Source organism: Bradyrhizobium sp. 62B (assembly GCF_030272265.2).
GTDB lineage: Bacteria > Pseudomonadota > Alphaproteobacteria > Rhizobiales > Xanthobacteraceae > Bradyrhizobium.
On record NZ_CP092842.1, the window covers coordinates 624002 to 638892 of the forward strand.

Below are 14891 nucleotides of genomic sequence, written 5' to 3' on the forward strand. Positions count from 1 at the left end.
TGAGATCAGAAATATGGTAACGTGGCCTGCGTTGATCAGACCACTTCATGGGACGAAAGAGCGCATGTAGCGTCAACCACGCTCTGTTCTCGCGTACAGTCTTAAGCAATGCGCTAACGCGCCGCTTGGTGGAGTTGCGACGCTGTTCAGACCTGCATTCGATCTTGACGGCGCGTTGATCCAGGAGGATACAGCGCGAAATACGGCGCACATGCGGAGGCAGATGTGATCGAAGCGAGTGAACTGTTTCGTGGTGCGGGGGCCTACTACGCCAAGCACGCAGTACCTTATCCGGAAGAACTGTTCCGATCACTGGTGCGGGTTTGCCGGCTATCTACCAGCAGCCGCGTTCTCGATCTCGGCGCCGGTACGGGACAGATCGGCATCCCCTTAGCACGCTCGGTTGGGTCTGTACTTTGCGTTGACCCGAGTGAAGAGATGGTTCACGAAGGACAGCTGGCCGTAGGGACGTTCAACATAAAAAACGTAGAGTTCCTTGTATCGAGATCCGAAGATCTAAATACATTAAAGGCATCGTTTGACGTCGCAACGATTGCTGGCTCGTTCCATTGGATGGACAGAGGTGCTGTCTTGACAAAGCTCTCTACAATCTTGAAGCCGAACGGGTGCGTCGCCATCATTTATCGGATGATGGACCGCTCGGAACCTGGAGACTGGTATCGTGCCCTGTTAAGCGACATCAAGGAGTTTTGGGGAGGAAACTTCCCGGCAGGCCCGGGAGAGGTTCGGCCCGTGCTGACAGTGCCCAATCGGGATGCCCTGAGCGCTTCCGACTTCAGCGAGATCACGCAGCTCCGTCACTACTATGAGCACCACTGGAGTATTGACGACCTGCTTGGTTACATTTTCTCAACGTCCATGGGCGCGCCGGGCACGCTCGGAGCTCGCCGTGACGAGTTTACCAAACGTATTCGTCGGCTACTATTGTCGCATTCGCCGACCGGTCATTTTGTGAAACGGGGTCATATCAATACGTTGCTGGGGTATAGATGCTAGCTAGCCTAGCACTACTTTGGCAGAATCTATTTGCGCCACTGTTTTTCAAGGATTTGCTTTCGGCAATATGGACACTGCTGAGGTGGCGGCCGAAGGATGAGATCGACGATGGCGTGACGTACGGCGGGCATGGTTGGTTGAGGCGGAGGCCCGTTGATTCTTGTTTTTCCGCCCCGCGTATGCGAGGCGACGATGTTGCAGGAAGGCGTAAGCAATCATTGTCATCAGGGCGTGGCGATGAAGACCTTACCATGATCGCCCTTCGAAGTGATCAAGTCCGAGTTCCTCCTTCAACTGCTGATGCGCCTGCTCACAAATCCATCTTGCCTTGATGGTGGCGGCTAGAGCGGTTCATCGATTAATTGAATCGGGAGGGATTCCGTCGGGCGAGGGTTTGTGATTCAAGATGCAGGCTGGATCGGAGGCCAGCATCGAATGGTCCGACCTCTTTCGAATGATCTTCGTGAACGAGCCGTGAAGGCGGTGGAATCCGGCGAGAGTTGCCATGCTGTGGCGGCCCGGTTCGATGTTGCCGTGTCTTCCGTCGTGAAGTGGCGGCAGCGCTATCGTGCGACGGGTTCGGTGGCGCCGGGCAAGATGGGCGGTCACCGTAAGCCGGTTCTGGAGCCGCATCGAGCGTTCATCGTGGAGCGGATCAGGCAGATGCCACATCTCACGCTGCACGGGCTGAAGGACGAACTTGCCGCGCGAGGCGTGAAAGTCTCACACCATGCGGTATGGACCTTCCTGCGACGCGAAGGGCTCAGCTTCAAAAAAAACACTGTTCGCCCTTGAGCAGGGCCGCGCCGACGTCGCGAGGCGGAGGCAGCGCTGGCGCAGCTTGCAGGATCGTCTCGATCCAAACCGCCTGGTGTTCATCGACGAGACCTGGATCAAGACCAACATGGCCCCGCTGCGCGGCTGGGGATCCAAGGGCGAGCGGTTGCGCGGCTTTGCGCCGCACGGTCACTGGCGAACCCTGACTTTCCTCGGTGCCCTACGCTCTGACCAGCTTACTGCGCCTTGCGTGTTCGACGGACTGATCAACGGCGAAAGCTTTCGCGCCTATGTTGAACAGCAACTCGTCAAAGTACTCAAACCGGGCGACATCGTCGTCATGGATAATCTCGGTAGCCACAAGTCGCCGACCGTCCGGCAGATGATCCGGAAAGCCGGCGCAAGATTGTGGTACCTGCCGCCGTACTCCCCGGACCTCAACCCGATCGAGCAAGTCTTCGCCAAGATCAAGCACTGGATGCGCGTCTCACAGAAACGCACGATCGACGACGCCTGCGACCACATCGGCCACCTCGTCAGAAGCCTTCTGCCCGGCGAATGCAGCAACTACTTCGCTAATGCCGGATATACTTCCATCAAAAAATGAAACGCTCTAGTGTGCGCAGATCTGTCGCCGCAGGGAGATTGGCAAGATAGTATTTCTTCTCCCCTGAGGCACGTTGCTCGCCAATGAGCCAAGCTTCGTCGCCCGGGAGATGCTGCTGACCCTTATCCCAAATCCGCTGAGGAGGGCCGTCGGCGGTGCGGACACGGAGAGCAGCGAAGCGGGCTGTCAGCCGACCTTTGGTCCCGCTGCGCCAGCTCACGGCTTTCCATTTGGCGCTGGCCAGCATTTGTTCTGCGGCAATCGACAAGATATCAGGCACGTGGTGCTTTCGTGGTTTCCCGCGGGCTTTGGTAATCGGCCAAATGAGCTTCACATCGACCGGATACACTTTCAGGTGCCGAGGGATTCCGACAGCCCAGACCAGCCCGCGCTCTGTTAGCCCTTGTCGAAACGGTGCGCTGAGACCGTATCCTGCATCCGCCAGCACATATCCAAAGCGCACGTTGGCTGCTATCGCGCGGTCAATCTCGGCCAAAGCAATCTCCGGCTTGGACCGTGGCGTTCGATGTTCGACTGGCACGCGAGCGCGCTTCAAACGAGATACGTCGCTTGTCCAACTGTCAGGCAGAAAGAGACGTAACGCGACCATCACGGGCACTTCGCCGCTCGCAAGCGTCAAAGACACCAGTGTCTGGCAATTTGCCATTTTACCGAGTGCCGAGGCGTATTGAGCCCCAACACCGACCGAGCGCTCACCCTTCTTGGGAAGTGAGGTGTCATCAATAACCAGCACCGCATCCCTGCCGCCGACAAGTCGGTCCGCCTGGTTGAGCAACTCTGTCTCCAGCGGCGTCGCGTCCCAGACACCGTCCGCAATGAAATGGTGCAACTGGTCGTAGGTGCTGGTGGCAAGGCGTTCCGCCATCGGCTGAACGCTCTTACGATCGCCGGGACCGATCAATCCCGCAACATACAGAGGACACATCCGCTGCCGGGTCTTAGGACCCAGCCGGTCCAAGAACGGCATCAACCAGCGTTCGAGTTCGTCTTCCCATCCTGGCATGGTCAGCCCTCCAAGAGCCGACCACCCATGAATCATTGAAAAATTGATTCGGGAATCCTATAAAACGCGGCAAAATCAACAATCTGCCAAAGTAGTGCTAGGACGCGGACTCATCAAGGCGCAGCCACAGCTTGATTGAAGCGAGTTCAACGAAGACAGGGTAGTTGACGGCGGGCCTGTCGTAGCGGGTCGCCACACGACGAGATTGCTTGATCCTGTTGACGAACCGTTGGACCTCATTGCGAGCGCGGTGGAGATAGGGGCTGAAGCAGAGGATCGCGGCGGTTGTTTTTCGGCAGGATGTTTGCCCATGGCCTTTCTTCGTCACGAGCTCTCTGATCCAGTCTGCGTCATAGCCAAGGTCAGCAAGCAGCATTGACCTGGATGTCCGTGACAGAAGTTTCCGACAAGTCGAATGTCGTGGGCCCTGCCGGCCTCAGCGCCAGCTGTACTGGCAGACCGTTGCTTTCGACCATTGCATGAATTTTGCTCCGCCGCTGGACCCTCCCATCAATTGGTGCTGGTTCCTTGGGATGTAGGCTCCATGCGGACAGAAATGGACAATGCATGTGTCGATCATCTGGACAGCGGAGTCTTGCGCGGTGGCAAGCGCGTCGATGATGCGGCCCAGACACCAGCCCGCCGCCAGTGGACGAAACGATCATAACAGGTCGTGTACGGGCCAAATGATCCGGCAGATCGTGCCAAGGTGCTCCGGCTCGCAGACCTAGAAGATGCCGTTGAGGACACGTCGGTCGTTAACCGAGGAACGCCACGCGGCTAGTTCGGCAGCCTCGCTTGATGGCAGGCTATTTCACAATCCGCGAGTTCATAGTGCATGATTCGAGCGTAAGACCGTATGTCCTTTCTGGATGCCGGCGGTGAGGTGGTTCGCCCTACACTGGCGGTGTTGAACGAGGGTTGCTCAAGGAGCCTATCCTCACGCCAGGAGGACGAACCGTGGAAGATAATAACGCCCTTTTCGTAGGTTTGGATGTTTCCAAAGATCGACATGCAGTTGCGGTTGCCGAGAGCGGGCGCAACGGTGAAGTTCGCTATCTGGGTGAAATATCCTCTGACAACGCGTCGGTAGGACGGCTCGTGCGCAAGCTCGCGCGGCCAGGTTTACGTTTGAGATTTTGCTATGAGGCTGGGCCGACGGGTGGGCTGAAGCGAGAGATCGAAGCGCTTGGCCATGAATGTGCTGTTATTGCCCCGTCCCTTATTCCACGCAAGCCCGGCGATCGGATCAAAACAAACCGCCGGGATGCTGAGAAGCTTGCCCGGTTGTACCGCGCCGGCGAACTGACGGAGATCTGGACCCCGGACGCAGCGCATGAGGCTATGCGTGACTTGATCCGTGCGCGGGAGGCAGCGGTGAAGGATCGGACCCGCAAACGACAGGAGATCCGATCCTTCCTGTTGCGACATGGCAAGATTTTTCCCGGCTTGAAAGCCTGGGGAACGAAGTACTTTAAGTGGATGCACGGGCTCAGCTTTGCGTATTCGGGCCAGCAAACTGTCCTGCAGGAATTGATCGTCGCGGAGGCGCAGTGCCGGGAAAGAGTATTGCGTTTGGAAAAGGCGATCGAAGACAGCATGCTCGACTGGCCGCTTGCACCGGTGGTCGAACGTTTACAGGCTTTGCGTGGGGTCCGACTCATTTGCGCAGCGACTTTCATGGTTGAGGTCGGTGATGTCCGCCGCTTTACTAACCCGCGGCAGTTAATGGCCTATCTCGGCCTTGTACCTTCGGAACGCTCGACCGGTGACGCCGTACGCCGTGGCGGCATCACCAAGACCGGAAATGCCCGAGTGCGCCGGGTTTTGGCTGAGACCGCCTGGACTTACCGCTATCCGGCTAAGTTGGGAAAACGAAAGTACTTCGCAAGTCGCCACATGCCTGAGGTCGTGCGAGAGATCGCATGGAAGGCTCAGGCGCGTTTGACCAAGCGTTACCGAGCCCTCGTTGCTCGCGGCAAGCGCAGCACGGTGGCGGTGACCGCGGTCGCTCGCGAGCTTGCTGCCTTCATGTGGGCCATCGCGAGAATAGACAATCAGCCGGTGACGACCTAACCTACGGCTTACCCGGTATCGTTATCGTGTCTATCGGTGGGGACGTGGCGTTGAATGGGGAATTCCCGGCAACGCTTTGTGGCCGGCAATGCCGACGCCCGTTGTAAGAGAGGACCAGCCCCGGACGAATACATGGACATGCGGTAACCAACCCGCGCATCAGAGCTTGTTCACCTACGTCCCAGGCCACGTCTCCTCCGATAGGCACTTCAGTGATGAGAACCGACCGAGAAATCGGCGCGGGTAAATTGATGCGCGATTAGGTCTTGCAAAAGGACATCAGAGCGTAGCTCTGCAGCCCTTTTGAATGACGCTTGACGCCTATTTTGTTCGCGTGGCGCGTCGCCGCGGTATCCATATGTCGGACAACGCGTTGACGGCGGCTTCGAGCGCCTTCCGGTCGACGACGTTGGGATCGAACCGCTCCGGGCCCCAGAGGCGCATGTGTTCGTGCTCGGGATGGCCGGGGTCGCTGATGGCGGCGAGGTATTCGGCATAGCCTGGCGCACCGCCGACGTCTTCCGGAGGACAACGACCGGCGGCCTCGAGCAGGAAGGGAAGCCCTCCGTCGTGGTGTTCTCGAACCATTTTTCGAGCTTGATCACATGGTCCCAGCTGTCGCCGAAGTCATAGAGATAGTGGATCGTCTTGGCGCCGGTCTCGCGAACGATATCGCAAAGCCGCGCTTTGCGGGCATCCATGGGCTGGTGGCCGTAATCGTTGTGGGGATCAGGAATCCCCCAACGGACCTCACCAGCAAAGAACTCGAAGAGGTGACTGTTCGTCCAGCCGAATGCCTCCTGAAGCGTCAGATGCAACCGATCAAGGCGCAGGGTGACGGGTACGACAAGGCGACGCATAGAGCCGGCTCCGGAAATCTGAACAGGGCGATAAGTGGAGTTTCTGCCTGACGGCGGGCAAGATTGGCCCGCGAATCAGGAGAGACGATGACGAGACGCGCACGCCGGAACCACACACCGGCTTTCAAGGCGAAGGTGGCGCTGGCCGCTGTCAAGGGCGACCGAACGATAGCTCAACTGGCCGAGCACTTTGACGTTCACCCCAATCAGATTACGGCATGGAAAGCCCAGCTGGAGGGTGGAGCTTCAGGAGTTTTTGGACCTGGCGGCGCCACGCCCGCCGTGCCTGCGATCGACGTGAAGTCGCTGCACGCCAAGATCGGAGAACTGACGCTGGAGAACGATTTTTTAGAAGGAGCGCTCACCAAGGCGGGATTGCTGAGCGCAAAGCGATGATCGACCGTGAGCACGATCTGTCGATCACCAGGCAGGCGGAAGTTTTGAAGGTCAGCCGCGGCAGCGTCTATTACCTGCCGCGTTCGGTATCGCCCGACGACCTCGCGCTGATGCGGCGGCTCGACCGGTTGCATCTGGAGTTTCCCTTCGCCGGTTCGCGAATGTTGCGAGGCCTGCTGGCTGCCGAGGGGAGCAAGATCGGCCGCCGGCATGTCAAGACGCTGATGCGGCGGATGGGGATAGAGGCGCTGTACCGCCGTCCGCGCACCACCAAACCTGAGCCCGGCCACAAGATCTATCCGTATCTGCTACGCGGCGTGGAGATCACGCGCCCGAACCAGGTCTGGGCAATGGACATCACCTACATCCCGATGGCGCGCGGCTTCGTGTATCTCGCTGTCGTCCTCGACTGGGCGACCCGCCGGGTCCTGTCGTGGCGGCTGTCGATCACGATGGAGGCGGCGTTCTGCGTCGAGACACTGGAGGACGCTTTGGCGCGTCACGGCAGGCCTGAAATCTTCAACACGGATCAGGGCTCGCAGTTCACCGGCTGGGCCTTCACCGGCGCGCTGGCCAGCAACGGCATCGCCATCAGCATGGACGGTAAAGGAGCTTGGCGGGACAACGTGTTCGTCGAGCGGCTATGGCGCAGCGTCAAATACGAGGAGGTCTACTTGCGGGCCTACGACAGCGTGTCCGACGCCCGCGCCTCGATCGGCCGATACCTCGACTTTTACAATGGCCGACGTCCTCACTCGAGCCTTGACGGCGGCACACCGGATCAAGCCTACTTCAACCCGCGGCCAATCTGCATGGCGGCCTAACCCCGGCAGAGGCTCCACTTATCGACGCGGAGATTCTGTTCAGACAACCGGGACCAGCTCTCATCACCTCCGGCTTCACATCCTTGAGGGTCACCTTGATCCGGACCGCGGTCGTGTTCAGGCTCATGCCGCCAGCCTCGGATCGTGTGTATGCATCGTATAGGTCGACGCCCAGGGAAGCAGTTCGTCCTCGCGCCGCAGGCCAACCATTGACGAGCTTGGCGAGAACGTCAGCGAGCCAGTGCTCGGCACTGACGCCATTGAGCTTACAGGTCTCAATGAGCGAAGCCAGCAATGCCAAATTCTCGGCACCTTCGTCGCAACCGGCAAAAAGGGAGTTCTTGGCATTGAGCTTGATCGGCCGCATCCCTCGCTCGACCGCATTGGTGTCCATCTCGATGCGCCCGTCATCAAGGTAGAACGTCATGCCGTCCCAATGACGCAGCGCGTAACGCAAGGCCTTCGCCGTGTCGCTCTTCTGCGCAAGGTGATCGAGCTTGGCCTCAAACCACTGCTTCAAGGCCGTAGCCAGAGGCCGGGCATGCGCTTGTCGCCCCGCGCGGCGCTCGTCCGCAGATCGGCCGCGGAGTGCCTTCTCGACCGCGTAAAGCTGGGCGGTGCGCTCGAGGGCCTCGCGGGCAACCGGAGCTGGCGCCGGCGCAGCCTCCCGCTCGATCTTCACAAACTGGCGCCGCAGATGCGACCAGCAGAAGGCGAGCGTCCCGGACAGGGCGTCCGCACGCGTCTCTCGGGTCATGGTCTTGTAAGCCTGATAGCCGTCGCAGTGGATGATGCCGCGATAGCCCTCAAGCAGCCGCAAGCCATGAACGGCGCCGCGGCCCGGTGCATAGGCATAGACCACCCCAGGCGGATCAGGTCCGGCCCAAGGCCTGTCATCGCGTGACAGCGCCCAGAAGTAGCCGGTTTTGGTCCTGCCGCGCCCGGGATCTAACACCGGTGCGGGAGTCTCATCGACACAGAGCTTCGAGGAGGCGAGCAGAAGCTGGCGCAGACGATGCCACAAGGGTTTCAATTCCTGGGCGGCATAGCCGACCCAGAAGGCGAGTGTGGAACGGTCCAGCGCTATTCCGTGCGTCGCCAGCATCTGCGCCTGGCGGTAAAGCGGCAAATGCCAATGATACTTGGCGTCGATCACATGCGCGACCAGTCGCTCGGTGGGCAATCCTCCCCTGATCAATCGCTCGGGCGCGGCGTGCTGGAGGACGACGCCATGACAGGCGCGGCAGGCCAGCTTGGGCCGGCGGGTGACGATGACGCGATACTGCGCCGGCACGACGTCCAGCCTCTGGCTCTCATCGTGGCCGATCTCAAAGAGATCGCCTTTGCAGGACGGACAGCAGGTTGCAGCGGGCATCAGGGTCTCGACGATACGCGGCAAACGCTCCGGTAGCTGACCACGGTTGGTTCTACGCTCGGCCGCTCTCTTCTCGGAGGTTCTGGGATTGACGCGATCCTCGGCTGCTTCGAGAGCTGCGACCGCCTCTTCGATGTCCTCCAGAACAAGCTGTAGCTGATCAGCATCCAGCTTTTCCGAGGACCGACCGAACTGCGCATCTTTTGCAAGCTTAAGCAACCGCTCGAGCCGGGCGCAGCGATCCAGCAGAGCCGCGGCAAAGGCACGCAACTCGGCGGGATCGCTCGGCAGCTCATCGGGCAAATCACTCATTGGCCCGAGCTTGCCATGCTTCGCGTCACGATGCAGCGAAGATCTGTATCTTTACGCAAGCGCTTTCGGCTGCGGGATTCGAGGCGCATGCATGCGCGTCCAATCCATGCCGGCCAGCAGTGCTGACAGCTGGGCCGCATTCATCCGCATCACGCCGGCCACGATGGGTGGCCATTTGAAGCCGCTGCCATCGAGCCGCTTCCAATACATCACAAGGCCGCTGCCATCCCAGACGACAATCTTCACCCGATCGGCGCGCTTCGCACGGAACACCACCGCCACGCCCTTCATCGGGTCATGGCCCAGCGTCTCCTTCGCCAGCAGCGCCAAGCCTTCCGCTCCCTTCCTGAAGTCGACAGGTTGCGTCGCCACGTAGATCATCAGGCTTGCGGGTGGCGTCAGCATGAACGTGTCCGTCGGAGCGCAATGAACACATCGCTCAATACAGCAAGGCCAGGCGCTCCGCGCAACTCCACGCGCGCCCCCTGGAACTCAACCGTTACAACGGCGGCTTCCGGCGGCCCGGAGGGCTCTGCGGTCGCCGGCAACGCTGATTCCGACACCACCGGCACGAACGACAGTGCGTCCGCCGACGCCGGCAGCACCAACTGGCCCAAACGCGCCCGCCGCCGCCAGTCATGCACCTGCTGGGGCCGGCAGCCATGACGACGGGCGACGTCTGTGACAACCGCCCCCGGCTCGAGGCTTTCCGCGGCAATCTGCGCCTTCAAATCATCCGGCCAGCGCTTGCGACCTGCGCCTGCGAACACTTCAATACGCGGTGACAACGGTCGTCTTATGTCGTCAGAATGGTCGTCCATTATGAGCACCCTTCCAGAAGATGACTCTTCTAACGGTGCTCTCATGAATCCGCACAAACAATCCAAAGGGCCTCGGCGCTACGCTCTGATGTCCTTTTGCAAGACCTAATCGCGCATCAATTTACCCGCGCCGATTTCTCGGTCGGTTCTCATCACTGAAGTGCCTATCGGAGGAGACGTGGCCTGGGACGTAGGTGAACAAGCTCTGATGCGCGGGTTGGTTACCGCATGTCCATGTATTCGTCCGGGGCTGGTCCTCTCTTACAACGGGCGTCGGCATTGCCGGCCACAAAGCGTTGCCGGGAATTCCCCATTCAACGCCACGTCCCCACCGATAGACACGATAACGATACCGGGTAAGCCGTAGGTTAGGTCGTCACCGGCTGATTGTCTATTCTCGCGATGGCCCACATGAAGGCAGCAAGCTCGCGAGCGACCGCGGTCACCGCCACCGTGCTGCGCTTGCCGCGAGCAACGAGGGCTCGGTAACGCTTGGTCAAACGCGCCTGAGCCTTCCATGCGATCTCTCGCACGACCTCAGGCATGTGGCGACTTGCGAAGTACTTTCGTTTTCCCAACTTAGCCGGATAGCGGTAAGTCCAGGCGGTCTCAGCCAAAACCCGGCGCACTCGGGCATTTCCGGTCTTGGTGATGCCGCCACGGCGTACGGCGTCACCGGTCGAGCGTTCCGAAGGTACAAGGCCGAGATAGGCCATTAACTGCCGCGGGTTAGTAAAGCGGCGGACATCACCGACCTCAACCATGAAAGTCGCTGCGCAAATGAGTCGGACCCCACGCAAAGCCTGTAAACGTTCGACCACCGGTGCAAGCGGCCAGTCGAGCATGCTGTCTTCGATCGCCTTTTCCAAACGCAATACTCTTTCCCGGCACTGCGCCTCCGCGACGATCAATTCCTGCAGGACAGTTTGCTGGCCCGAATACGCAAAGCTGAGCCCGTGCATCCACTTAAAGTACTTCGTTCCCCAGGCTTTCAAGCCGGGAAAAATCTTGCCATGTCGCAACAGGAAGGATCGGATCTCCTGTCGTTTGCGGGTCCGATCCTTCACCGCTGCCTCCCGCGCACGGATCAAGTCACGCATAGCCTCATGCGCTGCGTCCGGGGTCCAGATCTCCGTCAGTTCGCCGGCGCGGTACAACCGGGCAAGCTTCTCAGCATCCCGGCGGTTTGTTTTGATCCGATCGCCGGGCTTGCGTGGAATAAGGGACGGGGCAATAACAGCACATTCATGGCCAAGCGCTTCGATCTCTCGCTTCAGCCCACCCGTCGGCCCAGCCTCATAGCAAAATCTCAAACGTAAACCTGGCCGCGCGAGCTTGCGCACGAGCCGTCCTACCGACGCGTTGTCAGAGGATATTTCACCCAGATAGCGAACTTCACCGTTGCGCCCGCTCTCGGCAACCGCAACTGCATGTCGATCTTTGGAAACATCCAAACCTACGAAAAGGGCGTTATTATCTTCCACGGTTCGTCCTCCTGGCGTGAGGATAGGCTCCTTGAGCAACCCTCGTTCAACACCGCCAGTGTAGGGCGAACCACCTCACCGCCGGCATCCAGAAAGGACATACGGTCTTACATTCGAGCTCCCAGGTCGGGAGTTGAATGACGGGCTTCTGGCCGAAAGCAATGCCATTGGCAGATTATGGGATGGCGCTTAGGGACAGGAGCGGAAATCCACCAACCACCGGGCCCTTGCCGAACCGTCGAAAACGACGCATTGCGGATCTGTTCGGCGATCTGACTAAGGTCGCTTTTCGGAGCGATATGGTTTCAAGAACCTCGTGAAAAGCGAGCATGCCGTCGCACTATCGCGCTTCCGCCCCTCGCACGATCGCTCAGGTCTCGCTGGTCCATTGCTCCCTAGCATTGGCCCACATAGCTTCCGGCAGCGACCGGATCGAACTCGCCTAGGACGCGCTCGCCGGCATGCCACATCTTTTCGTGAAAGCCGTGCGCGAGGTCTTCGTGGTCCTCTTTGTCTCCGTTCCACCTGCCCGCCTCGAACATCGCAGCCTCCAACCCCGTCAATCCAGCGGAGTGACCGATCAGCCGTCCGCATATCCATGCTCGGCGAAGCCGCGGATCAGGATGAGATACTCCCTACGCGGCGTAAATCAAGTTCCTGCTCGACGAATGCGTGCCGCATTGGTCATAGGCTAACTAAGAAGGCCGCGATCAATTTGTGCAAATCAACGGTCGCTTCCGGAAATGAGCCAGCACGTAGCTCTCCGCCTGGTTCACGCTCACGCATAGACGATAGAAATTACCATTGGCTCAAACACGCCAAACGGCTCCAACTCGCTTACGGCAGTCTCGAAATGGTAACCGTTGTCTCGAAACAATATGTCCGCTGAGCCCGTCGTCAGCCGAGTTCGACGAGTACTCCCCCTCACCCGACGCCGTCCGAACGGGTGCCGCTAAATTCATCGCGATGGTGCGAACCAACCCGGCCACAGATCGCGCTACGAATTTGTCGTCCGAATGATTCCATTGGGCTGATTCGGCGTACCGAGAATATATCGACCTGGACATTACGCAGTGGTGCGCCATCTGACAAATGACAGGCGTGGCGCGGACCAACTTCGTAAGGCGGCGTGATTTCCGGGACTAGCCCATCGGGGACATCTTGCGCTACTAACTTTGCCGCCGTGGAGGCACAGCGGACATTGCCTCGCACATGCCGGTGTCTTTATGATGGGGTGGACGCGCCGCCAACGGCATAGATGTGCCAAAGTGGAGGTGTTTGGCACCACTTAAGGGAGGCGCCTGTGTCAGAGCTTACCACAGTCGGTCTGGGTGTCGCCAAGCAGGTTTCACGTTCACGGGGCACATTAGCGTGGTCGCATGGTATTCAGCAAGAACATCGGTCGAGCGAACCTGCTAGATTTCTTCGCAACGAAGCCGAGGTGCATGGTAGCCCAGAGGCTGCGGTGACGCGCATCATTGGGCCAGGCAGCTCGGTCATGAGGTTCGGGTGATCCCGCCGGCATACGTAACGCCGTTTGTAAAGCGGCAGAAGCTTGACGTTATTGATGCCGAGGCGATCTGCGAAGCCGCGCGGCGGCCGACCATGCGGTTTGTGGGTATGAAGAGCGAAGTGTAACAGGCTGCAGGTATGGTGTTCCGAAGTCGGGACCTGTTGGAGGGGCAACGGACCCAGCTCATTAACGCGACCAGAGGATACGTCACGGAATATGGTCGGATAGCGCCCCAACGGCCATCCTAAGTAACGAAGCTTGTGGCTTCAATCGAGGAAGAAGCGATAGCCAGCGGTTGTGGTCGAGTAGCTCAGCCATTTGGCTTTCGCCCTCACAGATCCGGGCAGGCGGCTTTCCCGCACCCGGGTCTTCCCGAGGGTAACCCGCGTCATATCCGCGCCTGCGCCCAAGTGCGAGTGATGCGTGGACCGGGCAGACGGAAGCGTGCCGTCAGGGTCTCGAACTCCGACCAGCCCATGCGCCGACTTTTCTGGCTGCGCCGTCTCAGACAGCGCATCCACGTCCGACGCACTTCGCGGTAGAAGCCGTTGAGCGCTGGATAATTGTGCGGCCTGCCGTAGTAGCCGTAGTGTCCTCGCAGAACAGCGGCGAACCACTCGTGCTGCGTGGCCAGTGACTCGTGCATGAGCCGCCAGGCGTCCTGGCGCAACGCCGTCAGCTTGCGCGTCAGGCGTTTCCCTTCCGTCTTGTGCTTCACCATGAACCGGCCGTCCCGGGTCCGCCCGCAGTAGTGGGTGAAGCCGAGGAAGGCGAAGGTCTCGGGCCGCCGCTCGCCGCGCCGCTGACGCGAGAGGGCCGCGAACCGGCCAAACTCGATCAGCCGCGTCTTGCCCTCATGTAGCGTCAGGCCGAAGTTGGCGAGCCGCGCCTTGAGGGCCAAGAGCATCTCCTGCGCATCCGCCTTGCTCTCGAAGCCCATGACGAAGTCGTCGGCATAGCGCACGGTCACAACGCGACCGCGTGCATGGCGACGGCGCCATTGGTGGGCCCAGAGATCGAGGACGTAGTGCAGGAAGACGTTGGCGAGGAGCGGGCTGATGCCCGCCCCTTGCGGAGTACCCCTGTCCGTTTCTTGCTTCTCGCCGCTCTCCAGAACACCGGCCCGCAGCCACAGCCCGATGAGCCGTAGAATGCGAGGATCGGCGATCCTGTGCGCCACCATCCGCAACAGCCACTCGTGGTCGACCGAGTCGAAGAAGCTGCGTATGTCGGCATCGAACACCCAGTTCACACGCTGGCTCATGATCGCCGTATGCAGGGCATCAAGCGCCATGTGCGGGTTGCGCCCCGGCCGGAAGCCGTAGGAGAAGCCGAGGAAGTCGGCCTCATAGATGGCGCTCAACATCTCGGCCACGGCGCTTTGGACAATCTTGTCCTCTAGCGCCGGCACCCCGAGAGGTCGCTTACCGCCATCGGCTTTTGGGATGTAGACTCGCCGCACCGGCTGTGGCCGGTAGCGACCAGTGTGGACTCGTGCGCAGAGATCGCGGATGTTATCCGTGAGCCCCTCTTCGTACTTCGCCACCGTTACCCCATCGACCCCCGCGCTGGCCTGCCGCTTTTGTCGTCGAAACGCCCGAAGCAGAGCGTCCTCGTCGATGTGATGCAGCAGGGCCGTGAACCGGGTTTGGGCGGCCTGGCTGGCCGCCGCGTTCACCCGCTCGAGGTTCGGCGGCAAGGCGACCCGGCTCTGTGTCCGGACCCTGGCCTTCTCGCGCGGGCTCCCCTCGGGCTGGCCCCTTCCCTCCATACGTCTCGTTTCCTTCGACGACTTCATAGGTGTC

Annotated in this window: 9 protein-coding genes and 5 pseudogenes; 4 read left to right on the forward strand and 10 right to left on the reverse strand. The window is 60.0% G+C overall.

Annotated elements, in window-relative coordinates; all coding sequences use genetic code 11:
* Window positions 1-225 precede the first annotated feature (225 nt).
* Window positions 226-1017, forward strand: a complete 792-nt coding sequence (locus ML401_RS37800; protein WP_285812928.1) for a class I SAM-dependent methyltransferase — start codon at window positions 226-228, stop codon at window positions 1015-1017.
* A 45-nt stretch (window positions 1018-1062) separates the two neighbouring features.
* Here the strand turns inward: ML401_RS37800 and ML401_RS37805 are convergent.
* Window positions 1063-1362, reverse strand: a pseudogene (locus ML401_RS37805) (IS701 family transposase); the annotation flags it as partial.
* A gap of 90 nt (window positions 1363-1452) precedes the next feature.
* Here ML401_RS37805 and ML401_RS37810 point away from each other — a divergent pair.
* A protein-coding gene (locus tag ML401_RS37810) for an IS630 family transposase (RefSeq protein ID WP_285812929.1) occupies window positions 1453-2401 on the forward strand; the annotation gives its coding sequence in 2 pieces (ribosomal slippage) (window positions 1453-1788 and window positions 1790-2401; 948 coding nt in all).
* A 7-nt stretch (window positions 2402-2408) separates the two neighbouring features.
* Here ML401_RS37810 and ML401_RS37815 read toward each other — a convergent pair.
* Together ML401_RS37815 and ML401_RS37820 are read right to left on the reverse strand one after the other, a co-directional pair.
* Window positions 2409-3461: pseudogene (locus ML401_RS37815) on the reverse strand (IS701 family transposase); the annotation flags it as partial.
* A gap of 61 nt (window positions 3462-3522) precedes the next feature.
* Window positions 3523-4265 (reverse strand): annotated as a pseudogene (locus tag ML401_RS37820) (IS5 family transposase).
* Between the two features lie 120 nt (window positions 4266-4385).
* On the opposite strand from ML401_RS37820, the gene ML401_RS37825 reads away from it, so the two are divergent.
* Entirely contained in the window at window positions 4386-5501 is a 1116-nt protein-coding gene (locus ML401_RS37825; RefSeq protein WP_285812930.1) for an IS110 family transposase, read from the forward strand.
* Window positions 5502-5822: 321 nt separating this feature from the next.
* Here the strand turns inward: ML401_RS37825 and ML401_RS37830 are convergent.
* Window positions 5823-6361, reverse strand: a pseudogene (locus ML401_RS37830) (plasmid pRiA4b ORF-3 family protein).
* Between the two features lie 87 nt (window positions 6362-6448).
* Here ML401_RS37830 and ML401_RS37835 point away from each other — a divergent pair.
* Window positions 6449-7581, forward strand: a protein-coding gene (locus ML401_RS37835; RefSeq protein WP_376717463.1) for an IS3 family transposase whose coding sequence is annotated in 2 segments (ribosomal slippage) — window positions 6449-6704 and window positions 6704-7581 — 1134 coding nt in all. Because the reading frame shifts where the segments join, the coding sequence is not laid out codon by codon here.
* Window positions 7582-7704: 123 nt separating this feature from the next.
* On the opposite strand, the pseudogene ML401_RS37840 reads toward ML401_RS37835, so the two are convergent.
* The 6 genes and pseudogenes from ML401_RS37840 to ltrA all read right to left on the reverse strand — a co-directional run bounded on the left by ML401_RS37840 (window position 7705) and on the right by ltrA (window position 14884).
* Window positions 7705-9268: pseudogene (locus ML401_RS37840) on the reverse strand (IS66 family transposase).
* A 51-nt stretch (window positions 9269-9319) separates the two neighbouring features.
* A complete protein-coding gene (gene tnpB / locus ML401_RS37845; protein WP_011931031.1) occupies window positions 9320-9673 on the reverse strand; it encodes an IS66 family insertion sequence element accessory protein TnpB in 354 nt (117 codons plus the stop codon).
* On the reverse strand, window positions 9667-10089 hold the full coding sequence (locus ML401_RS37850; protein WP_285812932.1) for a transposase: 423 nt from the start codon (window positions 10087-10089) through the stop codon (window positions 9667-9669). Before ML401_RS37850 ends, tnpB begins: the two co-directional genes overlap by 7 nt.
* Before the next feature lie 368 nt (window positions 10090-10457).
* Entirely contained in the window at window positions 10458-11573 is a 1116-nt protein-coding gene (locus tag ML401_RS37855; protein WP_285812930.1) for an IS110 family transposase, read from the reverse strand.
* Between the two features lie 395 nt (window positions 11574-11968).
* A complete protein-coding gene (locus tag ML401_RS37860; protein WP_285812933.1) occupies window positions 11969-12115 on the reverse strand; it encodes a hypothetical protein in 147 nt (48 codons plus the stop codon).
* A gap of 1359 nt (window positions 12116-13474) precedes the next feature.
* On the reverse strand, window positions 13475-14884 hold the full coding sequence (gene ltrA, locus ML401_RS37865) for a group II intron reverse transcriptase/maturase (protein ID WP_376717421.1): 1410 nt from the start codon (window positions 14882-14884) through the stop codon (window positions 13475-13477).
* Window positions 14885-14891: the final 7 nt, after the last annotated feature.